Raw genomic sequence first — 26,068 nt, 5'->3', positions numbered from 1 at the left:
TGGGTTCCTATTTATCGAGGGGTTTGGTCAGCTTGGCCTTCCACAAGCGCCAATCGTTGTTCTCGGGATCCGATTCGATCAATCGCTCGACATCGCGACGAGCATCCTCTCGCATTTTCTCGGCTCTGTGCCGCTCGCCCAGCGAATTGAGCAATTGCGACATCGAATATCGCGCCAGCATCCAGTCCTGGAGGTAGCTGACGTTCTTCGGATCGTCCTTGAGCAGGCGCTGCACGATCGCCGCCTGCTGCGCGCGTTCATGCAGCGCGTCGACGTTCCTGCCCTGCACGCGCAGGGCATCCGCCATCCAGGCATGGCGGTTGGCGATGTCCGCCTTGACGCTGAGATCGCCGGGGACCATCTTGCCCACGCGCTCCATCGTGGCCAGCGCATCGCTGCATTCCGCGAGCTGCTTTTCCGGGCCGCGCCGCGTGACCGCGATCGTGCAGATGTTGCCCTGGGCATAGGCCAGTTCGCGCCAGTAGGACTGATCGCCCGGGACAAGCCTGACCAATTGCTCGGCAAGTCCGCGATAGGCGATGAAACGCGGCAGGGCCTTTTCATACCGGTAGTCGATGAAATCGACATAGCCCAACCAGAACTCGCTCTGGGCATGGGCGAAGAGCCGTGGCGGATCCTGCGGGCTTGCCGCCAGCAGGGCGCCGGTCACACGGTGCGCTTCGCTGAACTTCGCCAGCGCTCCGGCTACGTCACCACGCTTGTGGTCGTCCTCTCCCATGGCGTGCAGAATTCGGGCGCGGCGTTCGAGCGAGTCGGCCGGCAGGGTCTTGAGGTCGGACTGGTCGGCGTAATAGTCTAGTGCGCGTTTGTTAACGGACTGGAGCACGTCCAGCCGGCCGACGCCTTCCAGCCTCTGCCTGAGGTCGGTCAACATGAATTCTATCAATCCCTCGGCCTGCTGACGTTGATGCTCGGCTTCAATCCGCGCGCGCAACGCGAAGATCAGCATGAGGGCCATCGATAGGGTAAGCAGAACCGTAAGCAGCGTGATGGCGATCACACGGCGCAATTGTCTCTGGGCATCGCGCTGGATAATCTGGTCGAGCGCCACGCCGGTCAGGCCGGCGACGATCTTCAGGCGGGCAAGGCGGGCACCATCGTGGTCGGGCCGGAAATCGGCTGCAATCGGCTCCCGCACCACGCCTTCCGCATCGGGTTCGAGAAGCGCGGAGGGAAAACTGACTGCCGGATCGCCCAGGACCAGAGCCGCGATGATCGGCCGATCGGGGTGGAGACTGCGAAAGAGCGCGATTTCCGCATCGACCCAGCGCGAAGCCCTCGCTGCCGGAGAGCACAGCACGAGCAGCGCGTCGGACTGGGAGAGCGCCTGGCGCACTTCCTCGTCAAGGCTGGATGCCGCCGGGAGTTCCGCGCGATCCCGGAAGATGGGCGAGAGGCGCGGCGGCACATGGCCCATCGGTGTTGCCGAGCCGACCAACCTTGGCGGAATACGATAGGATTCCAGCCATTGATGAAGCTTGCGTGCGAAATGCTCGTCCGCGTGACTATAGCTGAGGAAGGCCCGGAAGCGGCGCTCACCGCCCGGTCCCGGGGTTTCCTCATTCGCCTTCATCGTTGCGAACCGATCATCTGCCTGCGCCCTGCGAGCCCCGGCTTTCTGGCCCCCGGGCAAGTATGCTTACTGGGACAAGCGCGGCGGCGTCCAGCGGGGATGTGGAGTTTTCCCTATCCGGATGAATTCCATGGTGAATTTGGCATGAACGGGACCCGCCGGCGTTAGCTAGTCGTAGACGGCAACGGGGGCGCTCATGCCTTGTAGATGTTTGAGAGCGCCTGAGCCCGCAAGGTCATGTTTTGGAAGGCACGTCGGCATAGAGCGTGACCTGCCCGTGGAGGCCGTCCGTCGAAGACTGGCCGATCCACAGGTCGAACAGGCCGGGTTCCGCAATCCTGCGGTTTCCGGCGCCCACGAATTCAAGGTCCTTGCGCGACAGCGTGAAGCGGACGGTCCGGGATTCCCCCGGTTCGAGCGAAACCCGGGACATGCGCTTCAGTTCGCGGATCGGACGGGTCCGGCTTGCAACACGGTCCCGCATATAGAGTTGCACGACTTCGCTGCCCCGGCGATCGCCCTTGTTCGTGAGGCGCGCGCTGATCTCGATGGTTTCGTTCCAGCGCATGACCTCATCCGAGAGCTTGAACTGATCGAGCGCAAACTGCGTGTAGCTCAGGCCGTGGCCGAACGGGAAGCGCGCGCTGTTGTCGGTTGTCGTGTAGCGGGCGCGATATTCGGTGCGGCTGTCCACAACGGGGCGCCCGGTCGACTTGCGATCGTAGAAGAACGGTTCCTGACCGGATTCCCAAGGGAAACTCACCGGCAATTTGCCGGAAGGGTCAGCCTTCCCGAACACGATATCGGCAATGGCATGGCCGCTTTCCGATCCGAGGAACCAGGTGGCAAGGATCGCCTGCGCATTCGCGACGCTGTCATGAAGGGCCAGCGCCCGGCCATGCCGGAGCAGCACCACGACAGGCTTCCCTGTCGCTCCCACGGCATCGGCCAACGCCTGTTGGGCGGGAGGAATCTCGATAGTGGTGCGGGACTGGGCTTCCCCGGACATCGTCTGGGACTCGCCGATCGCCAGCAGCACGATATCGCAGGCCCTGGCGGCTTCCACGGCCTTGGCAATGCCGCCCGCGACAGGCCCTTCGATGCCGCTGCCCTGAACGACGATCAGGTCGGAGGGATCGGGCAGCGCGGCGCGCAGGCCGCTGGCGATATCCACGCCCTGGCCCGGATCGCCGTAGAAGGCCCATGGGCCATAGACGTTGTCCTTATCTTCGGCGAACGGCCCGATCAGCGCGATCTTTCCGGTCTTGCGGGCATCGATCGGAAGAATGCCGCTGTTCTTGAGCAATACAATGGAACGGGCTGCAGATTCACGGGCCAGCGCGCGGTGAGCGCTGGTACCGATCCGGCTCCGTTCCGCGTTTTCGTCAAGCGATCGCCATGGATTCTCGAAGAGCCCCATCGCCGCCTTGACGTAAAGGATGCGCCGTACGGCGACGTCGACCGTGCCCATCGGCACGGCTCCGCTCTTCACCAGTTCCGGCAAATAGCGGACATAGAGCCCGCTCTGCATGGACATGTCGACACCGGCAAGCACCGCGAGGCGGGCGGCATCGCGCTCGTCCTCGGCGTAGCCGTGAGCGATCAGTTCCTCGTCGGCGGTGTAATCGGAGAAAACGAAGCCGCGAAACTTCATCTCGCCGCGCAGGAGATCGGTGAGCAGCGCGCGATCAGCGGTGGCGGGAACGCCGTTGATCTCGCTGAAGGCTGCCATCGTGGTCAGTGCGCCGGCAGCAAAGGCGGCATTGAAGGGCGGAAGGTGGGTTTCGCGCAGGGTTTCGTCGCTGATATCGACGCTGCCGTACTCCAGCCCGCCGGCCACCGCACCGTAGGCTGCGAAATGCTTTGGGCAGGAAAGCAGCGAATCGTCGCGTCGCAAGTCCCGCCCCTGGAAACCGCGAACCCGCGCGGCGGAAAGCAGCGCGGTCAGCGTCACGTCCTCGCCCGAACCTTCCACCACGCGGCCCCAGCGCTGGTCCCGGGCCACGTCCGCCATCGGCGCAAACGTCAGATGGAGCCCGGCTGCCGTCGCCTCGATGGCCATGGCGCGGGCGGTGCGTTCCGCAAGCAATGGGTCGAAGCTCGCCGCTTCGGCAAGGGGAACCGGGAAGATCGTCTTGAGGCCGTGGATCACGTCTCCGGCGAAGAGCAGGGGGATGCCGAGGCGGCTTTCCTTTACCGCTATCTCCTGCGCCCGGCGGGCTCCGGCAACACCGATGCCATTGAAGAGGCAGCCGACCCGCCCCTTGCGCACTTCCTGCGCCAGCCGCTTCTCGTCCTGGATGCCGGCTTGCGGATTGGGCGGGTTGAAGGGCCGGAAACTGTCGGCAAGGCAGGTCATCTGCCCGGCCTTTTCCTCTATCGTCATCCGCGCGATCAGGTCGTCCACGCGCTGGACATCGTCAGCGCCGAGCGCCGCACGAGGGACAGTGAAAGCGAATGCGCCACCGGCGATGCCGGACAGGATGCTACGGCGATCTAGGTTCATGAAGGAGAGCGAGCAGACCCGGAAATGTGATGGGAGGGAGTAGCTGCAATCCAGTCGTATGGAGTTTGTTGCACTGCGGCAAGGCGAGCCGCCGAAAGGCGGGGCCGACCGGGGCGCCGGCACGACCGGCTGTTGCCTGCAGGCGGGCAGGGCGCGGCCCATAACGCCGGGGCATATCACCATGCCATTATGATGGGTCCAGGATTGCGCTGTATTCCGGGTTCGTAATCCCTGCTGCACATTTCAAATTGGCAGCCGTTCCGGAGCACGCGCATAGGCGCGGGCATCCCTGTCCTGGGCGATCCATCTCTTCCGTCGGCGAACGCCGGTAGAGAGGTCGCGTAATCAGGAGACGCGCCGAGTTCCACTGCTCCGTGCGCGGCATCTGACAAATGGATCGCATAGCCGTTCATGCCCTGAGCGGTTTCATGCATTTGCGTGGCCTTGTTGGCTTCTTTGAGTATAATTGCAGGAAACGAAGGAGGTGCCGGATGCCAGGCACGAAGAACGACGGTAGTCTGCTGACAAGAGCATGGCTTTGGCTGCTCGGCGCGGTGGTGCTGCTAGCAGGGATCTTCTTCACCGCAGGCGGGGCAAAGCTCGCCAGCCTCGGCGGCAGTTTCTACTTCGTGATCGCGGGCCTCGCGCTGCTCGTATCCGGCTTCCTCATCGCTCGCCGACGCCCGGCGGGCGCTCTCGTTTTCGGCGCCACTTTCCTCTGCACGATAGTCTGGGCCTTGTGGGAAGTGGGCCTTTCGTTCTGGCCGCTGATCTCGCGCCTGCTGGCAATGGGCGTCGGCGCGACCGTGATCGCGCTGTCCTATCCGCTGCTGCGCGGTGCCGTTGCCGGCAAACGTGCCTGGGGACCGTCCCTGGCGATCGGGGGCGTGCTGGCCCTGTGTTCCGCGTCCGGCTTTGCCGCGATGTTCGTTGCGCATCCGACCGTGGCATTCTCGGGGGACATGGGCGGACTCGTTCCCGTCGATGCCGCGCATGAGCAGAAGAACTGGGAAGCATACGGCAACACCAGCGGTGGTAGCCGTTTTGTCGCGCTCGATCAGATCAACCGCGACAATGTAAAGGATCTCAAGGTCGCATGGACCTATCGGACCGGCGATGTCGCGGTGAGTGACGGCAACGGCGCCGAAGACCAGAACACGCCGCTTCAGGTCGGCGATACCGTGTTCGTCTGCACGCCGCATAATAACGTGATCGCGCTCGATGCCGATACCGGCAGGGAGAAGTGGAAAACGATCATCAACGCCAAGGCCTCTGTCTGGATGCGTTGCCGCGGTCTGGCCTATTTCGATGCGAAGGCCCCGCTTCGGCAGCCTGACGTGCCGGGCTCAACTCCGGTCCCGGCCGTCACCGTTGCCGAGGGCGCGCTGTGCCAGCGCCGCATCCTGATGAACACCATCAACGCCGAACTGGTCGCTCTCGATGCGGATACCGGGAAGTTCTGTCCGGACTTCGGCAACGGCGGCCGCGTAGACCTCAAGGCTGGCCTCGGCAACGCGCCCGACCCGCAGTACCAGCTCACCTCGGCGCCCACGCTGGCGGGGACGACCGTCGTGATCGGCGGCCGCGTGGCGGACAACGTGCAGGTGGACATGCCTGGCGGCGTTATGCGCGGGTTCGATGTCGTTACCGGCAAGCTGCGCTGGGCATTCGATCCGGGCAACCCCGCGATCACCGGCATGCCTGCCGCAGGAAAGACCTACACCCGCTCCACTCCCAACGTCTGGGCGGCGATGTCCTATGACCCGGCGACGAACGCGGTGATCATGCCGGTGGGCAGTGCCTCGGTCGATCTCTACGGCGTCACCCGCAGCGCGCTCGACCACGAGTACGGCGCCTCGATGCTCGCGCTCGACGCGACGACGGGCAAGGAAAAGTGGCATTTCCAGACCGTTCACAACGACCTCTGGGACTTCGACCTGCCGATGCAGCCGAGCTTCATCGACTTTGCCAAGAACGGCAAGACCGTGCCCGCGCTGGTATTCGGCACCAAGGCAGGCCAGCTCTATGTCCTTGACCGGACCACCGGCAAACCGCTGACGGAAGTCGCGAATGTCAGGGTGAAGGCTGCCAATATCCCGAACGAGCCCTATTCGCTCGTGCAGCCCAAGTCGGTCGGCATGCCGCAGATCGGCGTCGGTCCGCTGACCGAAGCCGACATGTGGGGCGCAACGCCGTTCGACCAGCTGATGTGCCGCATTGCCTTCAAGGGCATGCGTTACGAAGGGCTCTACACCGCGCCGGGCACGGACAAGTCGCTCAGCTTCCCCGGATCGCTCGGCGGGATGAACTGGGGCGGACTTTCGACAGACCCGACCACCGGCACGATCTTTGCCAATGACATGCGTCTCGGCCTTTGGGTGCAGATGTTCCCGCAGACGAAGGAGCAGGCGGGCAAGGCGGGCGCCGCGGGTGAGGCGGTCAATACCGGCATGGGCAGCGTTCCCCTGAAGGGCACGCCCTATTCCGTGGTCAAGGATCGCTTCCTTTCCGCGCTGGGCGTTCCCTGCCAGGCTCCGCCTTTCGGCACGCTGACGGCGATCGACATGAAGACCCGCAAGATCAAGTGGCAGGTTCCGGTCGGCACGGTTCGCGATACCGGCCCGATGGGCATCAAGATGGGCCTGCCGATACCGATCGGTCTGCCCACGCTGGGCGGCACGCTGGCGACGCAGGGCGGTCTCGTGTTCATCGCAGGCACCCAGGACTACTATCTGCGCGCCTTCAATTCGGCGACCGGCAAGGAAATCTGGAAGGCCCGTCTGCCGGTGGGTAGCCAGGGCGGCCCGATGAGCTACAAGTCGCTGAAGACCGGCAAGCAGTACGTGGTCATCACCGCCGGCGGTGCGCGGCAGTCGCCCGATCGCGGTGACTATGTGATCGCCTATAAGCTGCCGTAACGCTTTCGGGGGCGGAACACAGCCTTCCGCCCCCATCCATTCTTCAAGACATATTGGTCCTGCGTCTCTTCCCGAGGCGTCGGGGGAGGAGGGGGCCATGGCCCATCGTTTGGATAGATTCACGCGTCTGGCCGGCTGCGGCCTTATGGTTTCCGCCCCGTTCGCGGCGGTCGATGCCCGTGCCGAGGAAACCGGCGAAGCGCAGCAGACCGCGCAAGTCGCCACCCTTCCGGCAGCGGAAACGCCCGCCCCCCAGCCGGCGGCGCGCGATACGCTCACGGGTGACTGGGGCGGACTGCGCACGCAGCTCAAGACGGCCGGCGTCACGTTCCGGGGCGACTATGTTTCAGAGACTTTTTCAGCGGTGGACGGAGGGCTCAAGCGGGGCACCGCCTATGTCCAGCAGGTCCGCATGGGCGCGGACTTCGACATGGACCGGCTTGCAGGATGGGAAGGTGCGACGCTGCACCTCACGTTCAACGACCGGCGCGGCGTTGGCATTTCCTCGGACTATGTAGGCAACCGGCTGCCCATTCAGGAAGCGGCAGGCGGATACTACGCGCGGCTCACCGAGGCGAGTTGGGAGCAGAACCTCCTGGAGGGCAAGCTCAACCTGCGGATGGGCTATTTTGCGATGGGCAACGATCTGGGCGGCATGCCGATCGGCTGCAACTTCGTGAACGCCGCGTTCTGCGCCCACCCTCTTTCGCTTTCCGGCGACAGCGGATGGTACAATTACCCCAATGCCAGGTGGGGCGCGGCGGTGCGCTACAAGTTGCGTTCGGACATTATCGTCAGGACCGGCGCCTTCCAGGTCAATCCGCGCCTTAACGACGAGGAGAACGCCTTCAACCCCTTCGCGGGAGGAACCACCGGGGTACTTCTGCCGCTGGAAGTCGAATACGATCCCGGCGCGGCGAAGGGCAGCCGTTCGCTGCCCGGCCATTACAAGCTTGGCGTCTACTACGACACTTCGCGTGTGACCCGTCAGGGCGGCGGCGGCACGGTTCGTGGACGTTACGGCGTCTATCTGCTGGCTGACCAGATGATCCTGCGCGAAGGGCAGGGCAATCGAGGACTGTCGATCTTCGGCCAGTTCACCGCCAATCCCGCGATCTCGGGCCAGATCACCCGTTGGTATGCGGCGGGGCTCGTCAAGACGGGCACTTTCCGGGGACGTGATGCGGATTCGATTGCGCTCGGCTTCACGCATGCCGTCGTGGATCCGCGTCTTCGCCGGGCCCATGTCGAAGCCAATCGTCTGCCGGGAGGATATGCCGCGCTGCCCGCCGGGGAGACCGCGATCGAACTGAGCTACGGCCTGCAACTGCGCCGCTGGCTGAGCCTCCGTCCCGACATCCAGTACATCATCGAGCCGGGCGCCTTCGGTTTCCGCAATACGCCCAATGCCCTCGCGCTCGGCTGTCAGGTCAAGATGCAGTTCTGAGAATGCGCTCCGGCATCCGATCGGGGTTCCCGTGCGTTGATCCTTCCGTCGCGCATCGGCAAGGCCGGAACGAGGAACTCTGGAAATGAAGCAACTGGCGTCCGTTCTCCCGATTCTGCTGGGCCTTGCAGTGACGGCGTGCGGATCGCCAGGCGGGCCGGATGGCGCCGATGGCGAGGAGGCGGCGACAAGTTCGGCGCCTCCAACCGCAACCCTGTCCGAGGCGCCGCCGATAACGGAACCATCAAGGACGCAGGCACCAGCGGCTTCCGGCTCCGCGCTGCTGTCCTGTTCGCAGCAGATCGGTGCTGCGGCGGCAGCCCGCCGCGTCGAGGTGTGCCGGTCCGTCTCTCCCGCAACGCATCCGCCTTGCAACGTGTCCAATAGCTGCGCGATGATCGAGGACGAGATTGCGCGGAGCTGCGCTCTGTTCGATGGCAAGGGATCGCCGATGGCCGGCTGCACCCCCGCACCGAAGAGCATGGAAGCCGCAGCCGATGTCGTCAGGCGCTACTATTCGGCGCTCGATGCGCGGGATTACGAAACTGCATGGCAGCAATGGGGCGAGGATGGACCGCCAAGGCAGACGCGCGAAACCTTCAGGGCCGGTTTTGCGCAAACGGTATCCACCAGGGTTACCATCGGCAAGCTCGAACCGGGGGACGCAGGGGCTGGGTCGATCTACCAGCCGGTGCCCGTCACGGTGGATGCGACCCTTGCCGATGGGCGCCACCAGACGTTTCGCGGCAGCTACGTGATAAGGCGTGTCAACGACGTGGACGGCGCGAGCCCCGCCCAGCTGCGCTGGCATATAGACTCCGCCAGCCTCAAGGCCGGTCCGGCCCGTTGAGCCCCTTTTTCGGCATGAGTTTATAATTTCCGCGTAATCCTAATGCATTAGAGGAATTCCCGGCCAAACCTGCGGCGTGAACGCCCGGTGCGGGGCGTGCCCCTTCTATAATGGCACTGCCTCATCTGTCCCGGAATAGGACTTCCATGCGTTTTGCCATTTCGTCAGGGTTCGCCCTGACCCTGTTGTCGTTGCCGATTGCCGCACATGCCCAATCCGATACTCCCGCCTTCACCGTTTCCGGCGGCGCTACCATCATCAGCGACTATCGCTTTCGGGGCATCTCGCTGACGGGAAAAGACCCGGCGGTACAGGCCACCATCAACCTGTCTCATGAGAGCGGCATCTACGTCGGCACCTGGGCCTCCTCCATCGACATGGGCGAACGCTACGGCGCGACCGAGGTGGATCTCTACACCGGGTGGGCGGGAAGCCTGGCGCCCCACACCAGCGTCGATGTGGCCGTGGCCTATTACAGCTATCCCGGCGGCGAGGGTTCCGGGAAGATCGAATACTTCGAAACCACGGCGAAGCTCACGCAGGACCTCGGCCCCATGCAGGCCACTCTGGGCAGCGGCTATAGCTGGGACCAGGCCGCGCTCGGGGGCGATCACCTCTATCTTTACGGAGAAGCGGCGGTGCCGATCCCGCGGACGCCGCTCACGCTTCGTGCCCATGGGGGCCGCAGCAAGGGCGCGATCAGTCCTCGGCCCGGCGGCTATTACGACTGGTCGCTCGGCGCGGATGCGAACCTCGGGCCTGTCACGCTGGGACTATCCTACATCGACACCGATCTCGGCCGGGGAGCCCGGGCCGACGGCGCCGCGCTGTTCTGGGTCAGCGCCGCCTTCTGAAGATTTCTTCTGGAGCTTTTAAATGAAAGACCTGTTCAGTCGCATGCGCATTGCGGGCAAGCTGATGACGGTGGCCGGACTGGCGATCGCCTTGCTGCTCTTGTTCGGCTTTACCGCTGTTGTCGTGGAAACCGGCTCGGTCGTGGGGACACTGTCGGATCAGTCCGCCGTTGCCCAGGCCGATGCGGAGGGCAACCGCGTCAGTACCGATATCGCCACTTTCGAGGCGACGGCGCGTTCCATGGCTTCGGCTCTGGGCAAGATGCATGCCGCCGGAATGCGCGATCGCGGCGCGGCCCTGCTGGTGCTCAAGACGGACCTCCTGGAATCGAAAGTGGCATTGGGAAGCTGGACGATGATCCAGCCCAACCAGTGGGATGGTCCTGACGCCGGCAAGAGCGGGCTTCCCGGCTCCAGCGGAGACGGCAACTTCACGCCATACTGGGTGAAGAGCAACGGCGTGCTGGCGCAAATGCCGAACAACGAGGCCGGAGCTTACGAAAAGCCGTATTTCCGGGCGGCATTCGAAAGCGGAAAGGGCGCGATCGTTGATCCCTATGCCTATGACGTGGACGGCAAGACCATCCTGATGACATCGATCACCGATCCGGTCAGGTCCGGGGACAAGGTTATCGGCGTGGTGGGCGTGGACATGGAGCTGGGCAGCCTCTCCGAGCGTCTTTCAGCGCTCAAGCCGTTTGGGACGGGCCGCGTGATGCTCCTGTCCTCCTCGGCAACATGGGTGGCCAATCCAGATCCTGCCCAGCTCGGCAAGCCCTATGAAGGTGCCGGTCTCGATGAGGTGAAAGCCGCTCTTGCCAGCGGCGAGACCCGCGTGCTCAACGATCTCGACATCGGCGGCGTGCCCACGCGCCGTGTCATTCGCCCGATCGCGCTTCAGGGGCTCAATACCACCTGGGGTCTCGTTCTCGACGTGCCGGAGGCGACCATTTCTGCGCCGGCTCGCTCGATGGCATGGCAACTCGTGATCGGTGGCCTCGTCATCGTGGCGGCGGTCCTCGCCAGCCTGTTCTACGCGGCCGGCAGCATCATCGGCAAACCGATCGCCGGACTGAGCCGCGCTGTCGATCGTCTGGCCAAGGGCGATCACTGCGCCATTCCCGAACTGGACCGTCAGGACGAGATCGGCACGATGGCCCGCGCAGCGGATGTGTTCCGTCAGGCCGCGGAAGATCGGGCGGAAGCCGACCATCGTTCGGCCGAGGAACAGCGTATCGTCACCAGCGCCGTCGGTGCCGGGCTCGACGCGCTGACGCGGGGCGACCTCACGGCAGAGATTTCCGCGCCGTTCCCGGCGGGATATGCCGCACTGAAGGAAAACTTCAACGCCGCCCTTGGCGAATTGCGCCGCATGATCGGTGCCGTAACGAACAGCGCCGTTGGCATTCGCACCGGGTCGGAGGAAATCGCCCAGGCATCGGAAGACCTTGCCCGGCGGACCGAGTCCAACGCCGCCAGCCTTGAGGAAACCTCGGCGGCGCTCGTCCAGATCGACCACCGCCTGAAGGCTTCCGCAACCGCGGCATCGCAGACCGTGCGCCGCGCCGACGAGGCTCTCTCGACCGTTGCCGGTGGCCGCACCGTGGCTGGCGAGGCCGTTCAGGCGATGGACCGCGTGAGCCTGAGCGCAAAGGGCATCGACCAGGTTATCGAAGGCGTAGACAAGATCGCGTTCCAGACCCGCGTCCTCGCCATGAACGCCGCCGTCGAGGCCGGGCGCGCCGGAGATGCCGGGCGCGGTTTCGCGGTCGTCGCCGATCTGGTTTCCGCGCTTGCCATGCGGGCCGAGGAAGAGGCCAAGCGTGCGCGTGACCAGCTTACCGTGACGCAGACGGACATCGTGACCGCCGTTGACGCGGTGCAGCGTGTCGATGCCGCGTTCGAGACCATCTCGGGCGGGGTGGGCGAGGTTCACACCCTGCTCGGACAGATGGCCGAAGACAATCAGGCGCAATCGTCGGCGATCAGCCAGATCACGGTCGCGGTTTCCACCATGGACCAGTCGACCCAGCAGAACGCCGCCATGGTCGAGGAAACTTCGGCCGCGGCACGCAACCTGACGATCGAGGCGATTTCGCTCAACGATCAGGCGGCCCGCTTCGACACGGGCGGCGGCCGGAGCCCGGCTCGCTACACCGCGGCGGCCTGATACGATGAAACGAGGCTCGCGGACCGATCGCAACGATCCGCGGGCCTTTCCTCTTTCGATCATTCCACATTAAAACCGCAGGTTACTGCCTCATTCCGAGGAAATCTCGGCGTTTCCCCCATTTCCGCTATCTGTGGGGGGCCTGAACTGTTACTTTCGGGGACGTGAGCAACGCGATTCCCCACAGCTATCCCATTGGCATCGACCCGGTCGACATCGACTTCATGGGGCATGTCAACAATGCCAGCTATCTGAAGTGGGTGCAGGATGCCGTGCTCGATCATTGGCGGGCGCTTGCGCCCACCGAAGCGGTCGCGCAGCATCTCTGGGTCGCGCTCAAGCACGAAATCACCTATCGCAAGCCGACCTTCATCGACGATGACGTGATCGCCACGGTCCTGCTCGAAAAAGTGCAGGGTGCGCGGGCGTTCTACGAAACCATCATCCGTCGCGGCGAGGAAGTGCTGGCCGAAGTCAAGTCGAGCTGGTGCTGCCTGGATGCTTCCACCATGCGGCCGGCCAGGCTGGCCCGCGAAGTGATCCAGCATTTCTTTGCTCCGGAAAGCCGCGACACCGGCGAATAAGGCCGCCGCAGGCCTCAGTTTCCTGAGGCCTTCTCCTCTGCCAGCGTATCGTCCGCACCAATCGCGCTGTAAACGGTCACGCGGTTGGTGAGGTCCGCCAGAATTGTCGCAATCCGCGTCTGGCGATAGGCATAGAGAGAACGCTGGGCGACGAGCGCGTTCAGGTAGGTATCCGTTCCGGCCCGGTATTGGGCATCCGCCAGATCGTAGCTCTTCTGTGCTGCGGTAACCAGCCGGTCCTGCGCGGTGCGCTGACTGGTGATGGTGCCGCGCCGGGCAAGCGCATCGGCCACGTCCCGGAATGCGGACTGCACCGCCGCCCGGTAAGCGGCAAGGTAGTATTCCTGCTGCGCCTTCGCATATTCAAGGTTGCCCTTGTTCGTGCCGCCAAGGATCGGCAGGCTGGCGCTCGCCGTGCCGCTGGCGCCGAGCGCGCCGCCGGTGAACAGATCTGCCAGCGCAGTGCTGGCAAGGCCAAGAGCGGACGTCAGCGAGATGGTCGGGAAGAACGCGGCGCGGGCCGCGCCGATCTGGGAATATGTGGCCTTGAGCTGATGCTCCGCCTCCACGACGTCGGGTCGCCGCAGGAGGACATCGGACGACAGCCCCGCCGGAACCTGCCCGATGCGCGTGTCGAGTTCCGCCAGCGACGCGGGCAGCAGGGCGTCTTCCACGGGGCCGCCCACCAACAATTCCAGCGCATTGCGGTCCTGCGCGACCAGCGTCGTCTGCGAAGCGACGTCGGAAGTCGCCTGTTCCAGCACCGTCTGCGCGGCAGCCAGGTCTCCCGCTGCGGCAAGGCCCGATTTGAGCAGTCTTTGCGTCAATTCCACCGAACGGCGTCCGCTGTCGCGCGTCTGCTCGGCGAGCGACAGCAGGTCGCGGTCGGACGCGAGTGTTATGTAGGCGGTCGCGGCGTTTGCCACCAGCGTGAGGCGCGCCGCGCGATAGCCGGACTCGGTGGAAAGATAGGTCTCGAGAGCCTCCCGGCTCTGGTTCCTGAGGCGGCCGAACAGGTCCAGTTCGAAAGCGCTGGCACCGATGTTCGCATCGTAGCTCTGGCTATCGCCCTGCGAGCTCTTGAGGCCCCGCGTGGCGCTCGCGCTTGCCGTTCCGGCTAGTGTCGGCAACTGGTACGAACGTTCGACATGATACTGCGCGCGCGCCGAAGCCACGTTGGCAAGACTGGCCTGAAGGTTCCGGTTGTTCGCCAGCGCCCGCTCGATCACCGTTTGCAGGCGGGGATCGGCGAACAGGGCCCGCCAGGGAAGGCCGGCCTCGCCCGCTTCTGCCGGGGCATAGGCGGCGCCTTGCGGCCACTGCAGTGGAGCGGCCGCCTCGGGCTGGACGTAGCGGGGCGCCATGTTGCACCCGGCCAGCGAACCGGCGGCGAGAATGAGCGGGATCAGGGTACGGCGCATCGGATCATTCCTCGATGAAGGCGCCCGGAGCCCCGACCTGAAGGGGCTCCGGGCTTCACCGGCGCGGGAGGGTGCGACTGTTCCGCGCCGGTGAATGTGGGGGAAAGGGGATGTAAACGGGATGCCAAGCCGAATGCCGTCAGCCATCGCCCTCTGATGGGGCGCCCGGAACTTCGGCATGTGACCCTTGCCGCAGGTTCCGGGCAGCGCCGGCGCTCCCGTCAGTCGTGCCTGAGCCCCCTCGGTGGAAGAGCCCGGCAACAATGACGAAGAACATCGGCACATAGAAGATCGCCAGCGCGGTGGCGGTGAACATGCCGCCAAGCACCGCCGTGCCTATGGCGATACGCCCCTGGGCGCCTGCTCCACTGGCGATCGCAAGCGGAATGACGCCGGCCATGAAGGCGATAGAGGTCATCATGATCGGGCGCAGGCGCACGCGGGCCGCCTCCAGCGCCGCATGGAGCATGTCGCGGCCGTCTCGCCACGCCTGCTCGGCAAATTCCACGATCAGGATCGCGTTCTTGGCCGCAAGTCCGATGGTGGTCAGCAGGCCGACCTGGAAGTAGATGTCGTTTTCCAGCCCGCGTACCGCCACCGCCAGCACCGCGCCGATCACGCCGAGCGGGATCACCAGCAGAACCGCCAGCGGCACCGACCAGCTTTCGTAAAGCGCCGCAAGGCACAGGAACACCACGGCGATCGAAAGGGCGTAAAGGTAAACGGCCTGACCGCTGGACTGGTTCTGCTGATAGGACAGGTCGCTCCAGGCATAGCTCGTGCCGGGCGCGAGCTTCTGTTGCAGGGCGACCATCTCCTTCATCGCGTCTCCCGAGCTGTATCCAGACCCGGCATCGCCCTGAATCGTATAGGACGAACGGCCGTTGAAGCGGGAAAGGCTGTTCGGGCCGGTTTCCCAGTTCATCGTCGTGAAGGCCGAGAAGGGAACCATCTTGCTGGTCCCATCGGCATTGGTGGCGGCGGTCGAGCGGACGAACCACTTGTCGAGATCGCTCGGCAGCATTCGCGCGCTTGCCTCTCCCTGTACGTAGACCTTCTTCACCCGTCCGCGATCGATGAAATCGTTGACGTAGGTGCCGCCCCAGGCCGTGCTGAGCGTATCGGTTGCATTGGCCACCGAAAGGCCGAGGACCGACAGCTTGGCATCGTCGTAATTGATGTCGAACTGGGGCGTGTCCGGCAGAGAGGAAGCGCGGACCTGCGAGAGTTTGGAGCTCTGGTTGGCGGCGGCGATCAGCTTGTCCCGCAGGGCGACGAATTTCTCGCGGTCCATGTTCGTCGAATTGAGGAGCTGGAAGGTGAAGCCGTTCGACTGGCCGAGGCCCTGGATCGAAGGCGGGGTCATCACGAAGACTTGCGCATCGCGGATCTTCGCCAGCTTGGCCATGACGCGGCCGCTGATGGCCTGCGCGGACTTTTCGGAGTCCTTGCGATCATCGAAGGGGGCAAGGCTGGCAAAGCCCATGCCTGCGTTCTGGCCGGCTCCATTGAAGCTGAAACCGCCGATGGTGAAGCGCAGGGGCACGTTCGCGCCTTCCGACCTGAAGGCTTGCTCGATCTGTTCGCGAACCTTGTCAGTCCGTTCGGAAGTGGCGCCGGCGGGAAGCTGGTAGACCACCATGACCTGGCCCTGGTCCTCTGTAGGCAGGAAGCCGGTCGGCAGGCGCATGAAGACAATCACGAGTGCCACGATCACCAGTCCATAGACTGCGAGCCAGATACGGCGGCGGGCGATGAGTTTCTCCGTCGTATCGACATAACGGCCGGTCATGCGGTCGAACCAGCGGTTGAAGCTGCCGAACCATCCGTCGAGCCTGTGTTGCAACCGCCGGGGTGCACCGCGCAGGCGAGATGCGGGTTCGCGCTCGGCATCGGCGTGCTCCTTGGCCACGAGCAGGGTCGAGCAGAGCGCGGGCGAGAGGATCAGCGCCGTCAGTACCGAAAGCCCCATGGCCGAGACGATGGTGATCGAGAACTGGCGGTAGATCACCCCGGTCGACCCGCCGAAGAACGCCATCGGCAAGAGCACCGCCGACAGCACCAGCGCGATGCCCACAAGTGCGGAGCCGATCTCGTCCATCGAGCGTACCGTGGCGCCATAGGGGCTGAGCCCATCCTCGTGCATCAGGCGCTCGACATTCTCGACCACGACGATGGCGTCGTCCACCAGCAAGCCGATGGCGAGCACCATTGCGAACAGGGTCAGCGTATTGATCGAGTAGCCCAGCAGCGCGAGGATGCCGAAGGTGCCCATCAGGACAACCGGCACGGCAATTGCCGGCACCAGCGTCGCGCGCCAGCTCTGGAGGAAGGCATACATCACCAGAACGACGAGGATGATGGCGATCACCAGCGTCTCGATCACTTCCTTGATCGAAAGCTTGACGAAGTCGCTGGTGTCGCGGGCATAGGCGAGCTTGTATCCGTCCGGCAGGTCATGCGCGAGTTCGTCCACCCGCGCCTTTACGGCGGCGACGGTCTTGAGGGCATCGGCGCCGGAGGCCAGTTCGATGGCGATACCCGAGGCGGGATGCCCGTTGAGGCGAGCCGAACTGGAATAGCTCTCCTGCCCGAGTTCGACCCGGGCGACATCCGAGAGACGCACGATCGACCCGTCCGACAGCGTCTTGACGACGATCTGGCGGAACTGGGCGGGGGTCTGCAAGCGCGACTTGGCCTTGACGACCGCGTTCAGCATCTGCCCCTTGGCGAGCGGTTCGGCGCCGAGTTGTCCGGCGGACAAGTCAACGTTCTGTGCCGAAATCGCGCTCGTGACGTCGGAGGGGATCAATTGGCGCGCGGCCATCCTGGTGGGATCGAGCCAGATCCTCATCGCATATTGCGCGCCGAAGACCCGCACCCCGCCCACGCCGTTCACGCGGGCAAGATCGTCCTGGAAGTTGGAGACCAGATAATCGGCAACGTCGCTGTCGCTGCTCTTGTCGCTCTGGTCGTAGAGGCCGACGACAAGCAGCATGTCCGAGGCCGACTTGGTGACGGTCAGGCCTTGCTGCTGCACCTGGGTCGGCAGGCGTGAGTTGGCTTGCTGGACCTTGTTCTGGACCTGCACTTGCGCAACGTCCGGATCGGTGCCCTTGGCGAACGTCGCGGTGACGGAGGCCGAACCGGAACTGTCCGAGCTGGATGAGAAGTAGAGCAGGTTGTCGATGCCGGTAAGCTGCTGCTCGATGACCTGCGTCACCGAATTTTCCAGCGTCTGCGCCGAAGCGCCGGGATAGGTGGCGCTGACAGTGACGGAAGGCGGCGCAACGTCGGGATACTGGGCGACGGGAAGGCTCATGATACCGGCGATGCCGGCCATCATGACGATGATGGCGATGACCCAGGCGAAGATCGGCCTGTCAATGAAATAGCGACTGAGGTTCATGGGATCAGTCGCCCTGCTTTACGGTGACGGCCTTGACCCTGGCCCCGGTGCGGGCCTTGTCGGTTCCCTCCACGATCAGGCGGTCGCCTGCCTTCAGTCCGCTGGTTATCAGCCACTTGTTGCCGATAGCCTGGCCGGTCGTGACCTTGCGCTGTTCGACCTTGCCTGCAGCATCGACGACGAGCGCCGTCCCGTCGCCCTTGGCGTCGCGCGAAATCCCCTGCTGCGGGGCAAGAATGCCGTTGCGCACAACGCCTTGCGGCGCGGCCACGTTCACGAACATGCCGGGGAGCAGGAGACCATCGGGATTGGGGAACTTCGCGCGCAGGGTGACCGTGCCTGCCTCGGGATCGACGTTGACTTCGCTGAACTCGATGGTCCCCTGCTGGGGGTAGACGGTGCCATCCTCCAAAGTCAGCGTCACTTTCGCACTGGCCGGAAGCATGTTGCCCTTGGCCAGCGCGCTCCGCAGGCGAAGCAGTTCGGCGGAGGACTGGGTGATATCGACGAAGATCGGGTCGAGTTGCTGGATCGTCGCCATGGCGTCGGTCTGGCTGGCGGTAACAAGCGCGCCCTTCGTCACCGAGGAACGGCCGATACGGCCGGTGATCGGCGCGAGAACGCGGGTGAACTCCAGGTTCACCGCGGCGCTGCGACTGGTTGCCTGATACTGGTGCACCGCAGCCTGTGCGGCGCGGGCGGCGGCGATCGTCTCGTCCTTGTCTTGACCGCTGACCGCTTCGCTATCGCCCAGGGTTCGATAGCGGCGGGCCTTGGCCTCGGCGCTGTAAAGATCGGCCTGCGCGCTTTCCAGCTGTGCACGGGACGTATCGAGAGATGCGCGGTAAAGGCGCGCGTCGATCTGGTACAGAGGCTGGCCGGCATGGACGAGCGAGCCTTCCTCGAAGAGCCGGGACTGGATCACGCCGTCCACCTGTGGTCGAACCTCGGCAACGGTCGTCGCGGCGGTGCGGCCGGAAAGCGTGGTGGAGACTGTTACCGGCTCGGCCGTCAGCATGACCACGCCGACTTCGACGTCCTGCTGCGGCATGGCCTGCTGCTGGCCGCAGCCGCCGAGGCTCATGGCGGACAAAGCAAGCGCCGAGACCATGGCGAGATGTTGGAAGGAGGGGCGCAAGCGGAAGGCTCCTGTGCACAGTTGCAGCTCGGTTTCGCAATTGTGCGCCGCAGCAAGCGGGGGCAAGGATCGACGCGTATCGTCAGGTTGCCGGGCGTAGCCTATTGTTTCATCGTGTATCATCGGGGCAGACTTCGAGGGGCAGCGCGTTTATGACCTCATTCATGATCCCGCAGAGCGATGCGCCGGAGGGGCGCATCATCGTCCTCGAGGACGATCCCGACATTCGCGAACTGATCGCCGCGCAGCTTTCGCGTGAACCGCAGCACGTGGATTCGGTCGGTACGGTCGCGGATCTGCGCGCCATTCTTCAGGGCGATCCGGTCGACCTGCTGATCCTCGATCTCAACCTGCCGGATGGAGACGGCCTCGACATCTGCCGGGACTTGCGCGCTTCCGGGCATCAGGGCGCGATCATGATGGTGACCGCGCGCGAGGGACCTATCGACCGGGTTCTGGGGCTGGAACTGGGCGCCGATGATTATCTGACCAAGCCGTTCGAGCCACGCGAACTGCTGGCACGGGTTCGCAATCTCCTGCGCCGCTCGCGGATATTCGATCACGGCCGGCCGCGCGTTGCCCGTTTCGCCCGGTTTGGTCCATGGCGGCTCGATCTGCACCAGCGCAGACTGGTGACCAATGACGAGCGCCTCGTGATGCTGTCCTCCGCGGAGTACCGCTTGCTCAGCCGTTTCATCGAGGCGCCCAACCAGGTGCTTTCGCGCGAGGAATTGCTGCCGGAACGCAGTGCCACCGTCGCCTTCGATCGCTCGATTGATATCCAGATCAGCCGGTTGCGCCACAAGCTCGCCAGCGAGCCGGGCGGAGACGAACTGATCCTCACCGTCCGCAGCGAAGGCTATGTCCTGCCCGGACCAGTCGAGTTCGAATGACCATGACGGAGCCCGACAGGCCAGGTTTGTTCAAGCGCCTGCGCGACTATCCGCGTTCGCTGGCGGGGCGCCTTACGCTTGTCCTCTCGCTGGGAATGGCCGCTTCGGCCGTTTTGGCCCTGCAGGCCTCGGACAGCCTGCGCCACCGGATGTTCCGCAAGGAGCAGGTCGAAGCCGCCCTGAAAAGCGCAGAGGACATCGCCCACCGCTATGACAGGCAGCCGGAGAAAACCGAGCAGGTGCTTTCGCGCGGACAAGTGCTGGGCGCGCACGGTGCCAGTGCCGAGCTGAAGATGACCTCTTTCGACCCCGCCTTTTCGCGCCGCCTGAGCGAGCGGCTCGGCAGGCCCGCGTTCGTGATGCCGCTGCTGAACGATCAGTGCTTCGCCCAGTTCTCGCGTTTTCCCCATGCTGCCGGCATGAACACCGATCCCTTGCCTGACTGCTGGTTCGTCCGGGTCGAGTCCGGGAAGGGCGCCGAATATCGCTACGTCGTCGATCTCTGGCCCGACCGGAGTTGGGACCGGCACAGCGTGGGGCCGCCCTATCTCGAACTCATCATCGTGGCCGGTGCCCTGCTGGGCCTGCTTGCGGCCAGCCTAGCCACGACGCCGCTGAGGCGGATGGAGCGCGCCGCACGCTCGTTCTCGCTGGTTGGCGATTTCGAGCCGATCCCGGTCAAGGGGCCGAGCGAGGTCCGCGCCGCACTGGAGACCTTCAATCTCGCCCAGGAACGCGTACGCGAAGGGCTGCGCGAACGAACGCAGATACTTGCTTCGGTAACGCACGATCTGCAGACCCCGCTCACCCGTCTGCGCCTGCGCCTTGAACAGGTCGAGGACGAAGCCCTGCGCGACCGGCTCGTGGCGGACCTCGCGATTACGCAGCAGATCGTGCGAAACGGGCTCGATCTGGCCCGCAGCAGCGAAATGCGTGAACCCTGGGCCGTTCTCGATATCGATTCCATCCTCTCCAGCATCGCCGAGGACGCCGGCGAGTTTGGCCACCGCGTGGTCTTCGCGCGCGGCTGCGGGGCGCAGGCCAGGGTCAAGCCGAACGCATTGGCACGCGCACTTGGCAATCTCGTGGACAATGCCCTGAAATATGGCGGCAGCGCCGAACTGAGCTGCCTTTACGCGGGAAACGATCTCCTGATCCGCGTTGCCGATCGCGGTCCCGGGCTGGACGAAGACGAACTGACGCTGGCCTTCCAGCCATTTCGCCGGCTGTCTTCAGGCAAGGGCAGCGGTACGGGTATCGGGCTGGCCATCGCGCAGGCGCAGGTCGGAACCTTCGGTGCAACCCTTGCCTTGCGCAATCGCGACGGGGGAGGGCTCGTGGCCGAGATCGAAATCCCCGGCATCGCCAATCCTCCCGATAGCCCAGGGCAGCCGGGAACCTGATTGCTGCATTTCGGCCGAGGGCCTTGCCGAATTTTCTGATAGGGCTTTGAGGGATACGGGCTTGCGTTGCGTATGCGGCGGGAGAGCGTTTGCTGGGCAAGCGGTTGAAGGTGGGACTGGGCCGATGAACGAACTGGACGAAATGCTGTCGATGCTTCGCGGTGAAGCCTTACCTGAGGGTCTCGGTTCGCTTGATGCCGCCGTGCTTTCAGGCCTTGCTGCGGGGCGCGAGCGCATGGCGGGACGTCGCGGGCTGGTATTGGCGGGCTGCATCGCCGGCTTCGTCGGCTTGTGGGGAGGTCTCGCGCTGCCCACCTCCGCAACGGCGCAAGGCACTTCCCCAAGCGAACCCTTGCTGGCCATTCCTGCAGCGGCGCCTTCTCATCTGCTGGCGCTCTGATCATGGCGAACGCCCATCGTTATATCCTCGTCGCGCTTGTCTCGTTCCTTGTGGCTCTCGGTGCGCTGTGGTTCGGACAGAAGCTGCGCGGGGATGCCCCGGAAGAGAGCCGTATCCACGTATTGCTTCACGGAGAACTCGATCTCGACGCCGGCCAGAAGCGCCGGATCGATGCGCTTGAGCAAGGTTTCGCCGAGCGCCGGGGACAGTTGGAAGGGGAACTGCAAGCCGCGAACGCCGATCTTGCACGGGCCATCGCTCACGAACACACTTATGGCCCCGACGTCGAGAAAGCGGTGGATCGATCGCATGTGGCGATGGGCGAACTGCAGAAGGCGACGTTGCAGCACGTCTTCGCCATGCGAGCCGTGTTGCGACCGGACCAGACAGCACGCTTCGACAAGGCCGTGGGCCAGGCGCTGACCACCTCCCGGCAGGACTGAATCCGGGTGGCCGGATCGGAGTTGAGCGAGGCCGAAGCGGTCCGGGCCGCGCTCGCCGGGCGACAGGCAGGCTATTCCGCTCTCATGGGCTTCCACCGGGAGGCGGTATTTCGTTTCGCAAGAGCGCATGTCGGCAACGAAGCAGATGCGCTCGACATAACGCAGGAGGCCTTCGTCGCTGCCTTTCTGGCGCTGAGGCGCTATGATCCGGCACGGCCTTTTCGGGCGTGGATTCTGCGGATAGCGCTCAACAAGTGTCACGACTGGGCGCGTCGCCGCAAGGTCCGGCGCTTCTTCTCCTTCGCGCTGCCGATCGAGGAAGCGGCCGGCGTTGCCGATGGCGGGCTCGATCCCGAACAGGGATTGGCCTCGCGCCGACAGGTCGCGCATATCCATGCGGAAATCGCGGCGTTGCCCGATGCGCTGAAGGAACCGCTGCTGCTTTGCGCGCTGGAGGGGCTATCGCAGGATGAAGCCGCATCGATCCTGGGGATCAGCCGCAAGGCGGTGGAAACACGAATTTATCGCGCTCGGCAAAAATTGTCGCATCTCTCCGAGGGGTAGCAGCCCAGACGGCGTATGAAGAGCATGACGCCGCGCGATACTCACCATAGTCACCTGCTCGAACGCAGACGTTTCCTCTCGCTGGGCGGTGCATTCGCCGGGAGCCTTGGCATGGCGGGGCTGTTCCCGGCTTGGGCAAGAAGCGGGACGGCGGGCATTGTCCATGCGAGTAACCAGCCCGGTGTGCTGTCAGGCGATACCATCGCGCTTCAGATCGGCGAGAGCCATTTTGCGACCGGCGGGCGCTCGGGTCATGCGGTGACCGTGAACGGCACACTGCCCGCGCCGCTGCTGCGCCTGCGTGAGGGCGAGACGGTGCGCATCGCCGTCACCAACCACCTGAAGGAGCAGACCTCGATCCATTGGCACGGGCTGCTGGTGCCCTTCCACATGGACGGTGTGCCGGGCGTCAGCTTCCCCGGCATCGATCCGGGCGAAACGTTCGTCTACGAGTTCCCGCTCACCCATTCGGGCACGTTCTGGTACCACTCGCACTCCGACATGCAGGAGGCGGAAGGGCTGTTCGGCCCGATCGTGATCGACCCCGCCGGCCCCGATACGATCGCTTGCGACCGTGAGCATGTGCTGGTTCTATCGGACTGGAGTCCGATCCATCCGCACGAACAGATGCGCCGCCTGAAGATGATGGGCGGCTACTTCAACCGGCAGCGCCAGACGCTTGCGGGGCTGCTGGCAGGCAAGGACCAGTCGCTGGCCGACCGCCTCGCCTGGGGGAAGATGCGCATGGATGCGACCGATATCTCGGACGTGACCGGATCGACCTACAGCTTCCTCGTCAACGGCCACGGCAATGCCGAGAACTGGACCGGGCTTTTCGCACCGGGCGAGAAAGTACGCCTGCGCGTCATCAACGCCTCGTCGATGACCAACTTCAACTTCCGCATCCCCGGCCTGCCGCTGACCGTGGTGGCAGCGGATGGCAATCCTGTGCAACCGGTCGAGACGGACGAAGTGCAGATCGCGATTGCCGAGACTTACGACTTCATCGTCGAACCCGGCACCGCGGAAAGCTACGGCGTGATCGCCGAGGCAATCGACCGCTCCGGGCTCGTGCGCGCGACACTGGCACAGCGGCCGGGTCTCGTCGGCGAAACGCCGAAGCTACGTGAGCGTCCGGTCCTCACCATGCGCGACATGGGCATGGACATGAGCGGCATGGATATGGGCGAGGGCGGCGAGATCGATCTCAGCAAGCCCGCCATCAGTTCGATGAGCGGCCATTCGATGTCGATGCGCGATCCTTCGGTCGCCGCCGGCGTGAAGATGGGGCCGGGAGTTGCCACGCTCTCGCCGATGCCCGCGGACCGACTTGCCGACCGGCCGACCGGGCTGGAAAGCGTCGATCACCGCGTGCTGACGTACGCCGATCTGCGCTCGCGCGACCCCAATCCCGATCCGCGCGTGCCGAGCCGCCAGATCGACGTGCACCTGACTGCTGCGATGGAGCGGTACATGTGGTCTATGGACGGCGAGGCGATGTCGGAAAACCCGGCACCGATACCGTTCCGTCTGGGCGAGCGCGTGCGCGTCAATCTCATCAACGACACGATGATGCCGCACCCGATCCACATCCACGGCCACTTCTTCGAACTTGTCAGCGGCGAGCCGGGGAACCGCGCGCGCAAGCACACCGTCAACGTGCTGCCGGGCGGCAAGGTCTCGTTCGATCTCACTGCCGATGCAGAGGGTGACTGGGCGTTCCACTGTCACATGCTTCTGCACATGCACGCCGGGATGATGCGCGTGGTGACGGTGCGCCGGGAGGGAGAAGCCTGATGGCAAGACTCTTCCCGATCCTTACCTCGCTCCTGCTGGCCGGTTTTCCGCTTGCAGCACACGCGCAGGAGAGTGAGGCTGCATCCTCACGGGCCGATGAACATGCCGGGATGGACCATGCCAGCATGAACCATTCGCAGATGGACATGTCCGGCATGAACATGAGCGAAGCGGACATGAAAGGCATGGATCACTCCGCCCACGTCATGCCCGCAAGCACCGTCTCCGATGAGCCGGGCGATGCTCCGCCCCCCCCGGTGCCGACCGATTTTCCCGCCGACCGCTTCTTCGCGCCTGACCGCATGGCCGCCTCGCGCGCGGCAATGGTGAAGGAGATGAGGTTCAACACCTTCGCCCTTCAGGTTGATCAACTGGAATTCCGCACCGGCAAGGGCGGCGACGGTTTCGGCTGGGAAGGGCAGGCGTGGTACGGCGGTGATATAGACCGGATCGTGCTGGCCAGCGAGGGTGAGGGCACATTCGGTCAGCGTGCCGAGCGAATTGAGCTTAACGCCTACTGGCGCCACGCGCTGGACCCTTGGTTCAACCTGCAACTCGGTACGCGGCAGGACTTCCGACCCGATCCGCAGCGAACCTACGCGCTGGTTGGCATCGAAGGACTGGCGCCTTACTGGTTCGAGTTGCAAGGTCAGTTGCTCGTCTCGAACAAGGGCGACATTCATGCACGCGGCAAGGCGGGTTACACCCAGCGCATCACGCAGTCACTGGTCGTCGAGCCTGAAGCCGAGATAGATTTCGCGTTTCAGGACGTGCCCGCCCTGAGTGTTGGCGCAGGCTTCGAGCGTCTCGAACTGGGTGCTCGGCTTCGCTACGAACGCAACCGCTCGCTAGCGCCTTACGTTGGCGTCAACTGGGAGCGTAAACTCGGCGGAACGGCAGACCTCGCACGGGCTGCTGGTGAGGATGTTTCCGGTGTTTCAGCGGTATTCGGCGTGCGCGCGATGTTCTGATTTACGCATTTCACGGCTTCCCGCTTCGCGATTTCTGCACGACCCTTTGCAAAGTCGCGAAATCGATGGCGCCGGGAATGAGGTAGTCGCCTATAACCAGCGAAGGCGTTCCTGAGAGACCAAGGGTCTCCGCCAGCCGTCCGGTCCTCTGTAAGGCCGCATCGATGTCATTGCCGTGGAGCTTGAGGTCGGTCTGCAACCGGGGCCAGTCGACACCGGCGCGCGCCGCTGCCTGGCGAATGGTTGTTGCATCGAGCTTGACCGGGCCAGCCATCAGGGCGTCATTGAAGGCAGCGTGCTTGCCCTGATAGCGCGTTGCCATGGCAACGCGAGCGGCCTCGCGCGATAGGCCTCCGAAGATTGGCCAGTCCCTGTAGACGACACGCAGCTTTCGGTCTGAGGCGAGGAGCCGGTTCAGGTCTGCGTGAAACTTGCGGCAGTATGGGCACTGGTAGTCCGAGAAGACGACCACGGTGACATCGTAACCTTGCGGAGCCAGGATTGGGACGCCCGGATCGTTTGCCAGGGCCTCCTTCATGCGGGCGCGCTCCTGAGGAGAGGCGATGGTCTCGGCCCTTGCGTCAAGGGAGCCCTGTCCGCAACCCAGGAATGCGGCGAGCGCAATGGCCAACCCGGAGATGGCCGGTCCCATGCCCAATTTCATATCGTGAATTCCATTCAAAGCTCTTGCGGCGGCGCTGCGCCA

Annotated in this window: 19 protein-coding genes; 13 read left to right on the top strand and 6 right to left on the bottom strand. The window is 64.4% G+C overall.

All coding sequences use genetic code 11. The features are described 5' to 3' along the window. Window positions 1–7: 7 nt before the first annotated feature. Entirely contained in the window at window positions 8–1,594 is a 1,587-nt protein-coding gene (locus ACLIMP_RS20055) for a toll/interleukin-1 receptor domain-containing protein (RefSeq protein WP_324699636.1), read from the bottom strand. A gap of 235 nt (window positions 1,595–1,829) precedes the next feature. After that, window positions 1,830–4,100, bottom strand: a complete 2,271-nt coding sequence (locus ACLIMP_RS20050; RefSeq protein WP_185999706.1) for a glycoside hydrolase family 3 N-terminal domain-containing protein — start codon at window positions 4,098–4,100, stop codon at window positions 1,830–1,832. A gap of 491 nt (window positions 4,101–4,591) precedes the next feature. Here ACLIMP_RS20050 and ACLIMP_RS20045 point away from each other — a divergent pair, with 491 nt between their 5' ends. From ACLIMP_RS20045 to ACLIMP_RS20020, 6 genes are all read left to right on the top strand, one after another. After that, window positions 4,592–7,018 (top strand): glucose/quinate/shikimate family membrane-bound PQQ-dependent dehydrogenase, encoded by a 2,427-nt coding sequence (locus ACLIMP_RS20045; protein WP_185999705.1) that lies wholly within the window; start codon window positions 4,592–4,594, stop codon window positions 7,016–7,018. A gap of 97 nt (window positions 7,019–7,115) precedes the next feature. Beyond that, window positions 7,116–8,465 carry a carbohydrate porin gene (locus ACLIMP_RS20040; protein ID WP_443478891.1) on the top strand — a complete coding sequence of 450 codons (1,350 nt, stop codon included), beginning with the start codon at window positions 7,116–7,118 and terminating at the stop codon, window positions 8,463–8,465. Between the two features lie 85 nt (window positions 8,466–8,550). Then, window positions 8,551–9,315 carry a nuclear transport factor 2-like protein gene (locus ACLIMP_RS20035; RefSeq protein ID WP_185999704.1) on the top strand — a complete coding sequence of 255 codons (765 nt, stop codon included), beginning with the start codon at window positions 8,551–8,553 and terminating at the stop codon, window positions 9,313–9,315. Between the two features lie 146 nt (window positions 9,316–9,461). After that, window positions 9,462–10,169 (top strand): TorF family putative porin, encoded by a 708-nt coding sequence (locus ACLIMP_RS20030; protein ID WP_185999703.1) that lies wholly within the window; start codon window positions 9,462–9,464, stop codon window positions 10,167–10,169. Window positions 10,170–10,191: 22 nt separating this feature from the next. Next, on the top strand, window positions 10,192–12,339 hold the full coding sequence (locus ACLIMP_RS20025; protein WP_185999702.1) for a methyl-accepting chemotaxis protein: 2,148 nt from the start codon (window positions 10,192–10,194) through the stop codon (window positions 12,337–12,339). Window positions 12,340–12,503: 164 nt separating this feature from the next. Then, window positions 12,504–12,923, top strand: a complete 420-nt coding sequence (locus ACLIMP_RS20020; protein WP_132468833.1) for an acyl-CoA thioesterase — start codon at window positions 12,504–12,506, stop codon at window positions 12,921–12,923. Between the two features lie 14 nt (window positions 12,924–12,937). Here ACLIMP_RS20020 and ACLIMP_RS20015 read toward each other — a convergent pair whose 3' ends face one another. The 3 genes from ACLIMP_RS20015 to ACLIMP_RS20005 all read right to left on the bottom strand — a co-directional run bounded on the left by ACLIMP_RS20015 (window position 12,938) and on the right by ACLIMP_RS20005 (window position 18,837). Next, window positions 12,938–14,344, bottom strand: a complete 1,407-nt coding sequence (locus ACLIMP_RS20015; RefSeq protein ID WP_324699634.1) for an efflux transporter outer membrane subunit — start codon at window positions 14,342–14,344, stop codon at window positions 12,938–12,940. Window positions 14,345–14,483: 139 nt separating this feature from the next. Further along, the gene (locus tag ACLIMP_RS20010; protein WP_185999700.1) at window positions 14,484–17,753 is read right to left on the bottom strand and encodes an efflux RND transporter permease subunit; all 3,270 of its coding nucleotides are present in this window, start codon (window positions 17,751–17,753) and stop codon (window positions 14,484–14,486) included. 4 nt (window positions 17,754–17,757) lie between these two features. Continuing rightward, a complete protein-coding gene (locus tag ACLIMP_RS20005; RefSeq protein WP_292636157.1) occupies window positions 17,758–18,837 on the bottom strand; it encodes an efflux RND transporter periplasmic adaptor subunit in 1,080 nt (359 codons plus the stop codon). A 218-nt stretch (window positions 18,838–19,055) separates the two neighbouring features. Here ACLIMP_RS20005 and ACLIMP_RS20000 point away from each other — a divergent pair, with 218 nt between their 5' ends. The 7 genes from ACLIMP_RS20000 (at window position 19,056) to ACLIMP_RS19970 (ending at window position 25,362) form a co-directional block, all read left to right on the top strand. Beyond that, window positions 19,056–19,784: a response regulator transcription factor gene (locus ACLIMP_RS20000; RefSeq protein ID WP_186000143.1), complete on the top strand. Its 729-nt coding sequence runs from the start codon at window positions 19,056–19,058 to the stop codon at window positions 19,782–19,784. Then, the gene (locus tag ACLIMP_RS19995) at window positions 19,781–21,187 is read left to right on the top strand and encodes an ATP-binding protein (protein WP_443478890.1); all 1,407 of its coding nucleotides are present in this window, start codon (window positions 19,781–19,783) and stop codon (window positions 21,185–21,187) included. The genes ACLIMP_RS20000 and ACLIMP_RS19995 overlap by 4 nt, the downstream gene beginning before the upstream one ends. Window positions 21,188–21,311: 124 nt before the next feature. After that, a complete protein-coding gene (locus tag ACLIMP_RS19990; RefSeq protein WP_054441940.1) occupies window positions 21,312–21,587 on the top strand; it encodes a hypothetical protein in 276 nt (91 codons plus the stop codon). A gap of 2 nt (window positions 21,588–21,589) precedes the next feature. Continuing rightward, complete coding sequence (locus ACLIMP_RS19985) at window positions 21,590–22,030, top strand: periplasmic heavy metal sensor (RefSeq protein ID WP_132468835.1); 441 nt, start codon at window positions 21,590–21,592, stop codon at window positions 22,028–22,030. A gap of 6 nt (window positions 22,031–22,036) precedes the next feature. Then, window positions 22,037–22,594, top strand: a complete 558-nt coding sequence (locus ACLIMP_RS19980) for an RNA polymerase sigma factor (RefSeq protein WP_054441939.1) — start codon at window positions 22,037–22,039, stop codon at window positions 22,592–22,594. Between the two features lie 24 nt (window positions 22,595–22,618). Beyond that, entirely contained in the window at window positions 22,619–24,391 is a 1,773-nt protein-coding gene (locus tag ACLIMP_RS19975; protein WP_443478889.1) for a copper resistance system multicopper oxidase, read from the top strand. Further along, on the top strand, window positions 24,391–25,362 hold the full coding sequence (locus ACLIMP_RS19970; protein ID WP_185999698.1) for a copper resistance protein B: 972 nt from the start codon (window positions 24,391–24,393) through the stop codon (window positions 25,360–25,362). Before ACLIMP_RS19975 ends, ACLIMP_RS19970 begins: the two co-directional genes overlap by 1 nt. Before the next feature lie 10 nt (window positions 25,363–25,372). Here the strand turns inward: ACLIMP_RS19970 and ACLIMP_RS19965 are convergent, their stop codons facing one another. Beyond that, a complete protein-coding gene (locus tag ACLIMP_RS19965; protein ID WP_165913202.1) occupies window positions 25,373–26,014 on the bottom strand; it encodes a DsbA family protein in 642 nt (213 codons plus the stop codon). Window positions 26,015–26,068: the final 54 nt, after the last annotated feature.

Origin of the sequence: Novosphingobium aeonii, assembly GCF_052279045.1 — a bacterium.
In the GTDB taxonomy this organism is placed as follows: Bacteria; Pseudomonadota; Alphaproteobacteria; order Sphingomonadales; family Sphingomonadaceae; genus Novosphingobium.
The sequence above is the reverse complement of the archived record's forward strand: the minus strand, read 5'-3'. Positions and strand labels throughout refer to the sequence as shown.

Bases quoted from the DNA above. Each gene is read 5' to 3' on its own strand.
- ACLIMP_RS20055 (WP_324699636.1), bottom strand. From the start codon at position 1,594: ATGAAGGCGAATGAGGAAACCCCGGGACCGGGCGGTGAGCGCCGCTTC.
- ACLIMP_RS20050 (WP_185999706.1), bottom strand. From the start codon at position 4,100: ATGAACCTAGATCGCCGTAGCATCCTGTCCGGCATCGCCGGTGGCGCA.
- ACLIMP_RS20045 (WP_185999705.1), top strand. From the start codon at position 4,592: ATGCCAGGCACGAAGAACGACGGTAGTCTGCTGACAAGAGCATGGCTT.
- ACLIMP_RS20040 (WP_443478891.1), top strand. From the start codon at position 7,116: ATGGCCCATCGTTTGGATAGATTCACGCGTCTGGCCGGCTGCGGCCTT.
- ACLIMP_RS20035 (WP_185999704.1), top strand. From the start codon at position 8,551: ATGAAGCAACTGGCGTCCGTTCTCCCGATTCTGCTGGGCCTTGCAGTG.
- ACLIMP_RS20030 (WP_185999703.1), top strand. From the start codon at position 9,462: ATGCGTTTTGCCATTTCGTCAGGGTTCGCCCTGACCCTGTTGTCGTTG.
- ACLIMP_RS20025 (WP_185999702.1), top strand. From the start codon at position 10,192: ATGAAAGACCTGTTCAGTCGCATGCGCATTGCGGGCAAGCTGATGACG.
- ACLIMP_RS20015 (WP_324699634.1), bottom strand. From the start codon at position 14,344: ATGCGCCGTACCCTGATCCCGCTCATTCTCGCCGCCGGTTCGCTGGCC.
- ACLIMP_RS20010 (WP_185999700.1), bottom strand. From the start codon at position 17,753: ATGAACCTCAGTCGCTATTTCATTGACAGGCCGATCTTCGCCTGGGTC.
- ACLIMP_RS20005 (WP_292636157.1), bottom strand. From the start codon at position 18,837: ATGAGCCTCGGCGGCTGCGGCCAGCAGCAGGCCATGCCGCAGCAGGAC.
- ACLIMP_RS20000 (WP_186000143.1), top strand. From the start codon at position 19,056: ATGATCCCGCAGAGCGATGCGCCGGAGGGGCGCATCATCGTCCTCGAG.
- ACLIMP_RS19995 (WP_443478890.1), top strand. From the start codon at position 19,781: ATGACCATGACGGAGCCCGACAGGCCAGGTTTGTTCAAGCGCCTGCGC.
- ACLIMP_RS19990 (WP_054441940.1), top strand. From the start codon at position 21,312: ATGAACGAACTGGACGAAATGCTGTCGATGCTTCGCGGTGAAGCCTTA.
- ACLIMP_RS19985 (WP_132468835.1), top strand. From the start codon at position 21,590: ATGGCGAACGCCCATCGTTATATCCTCGTCGCGCTTGTCTCGTTCCTT.
- ACLIMP_RS19975 (WP_443478889.1), top strand. From the start codon at position 22,619: ATGACGCCGCGCGATACTCACCATAGTCACCTGCTCGAACGCAGACGT.
- ACLIMP_RS19970 (WP_185999698.1), top strand. From the start codon at position 24,391: ATGGCAAGACTCTTCCCGATCCTTACCTCGCTCCTGCTGGCCGGTTTT.
- ACLIMP_RS19965 (WP_165913202.1), bottom strand. From the start codon at position 26,014: ATGGGACCGGCCATCTCCGGGTTGGCCATTGCGCTCGCCGCATTCCTG.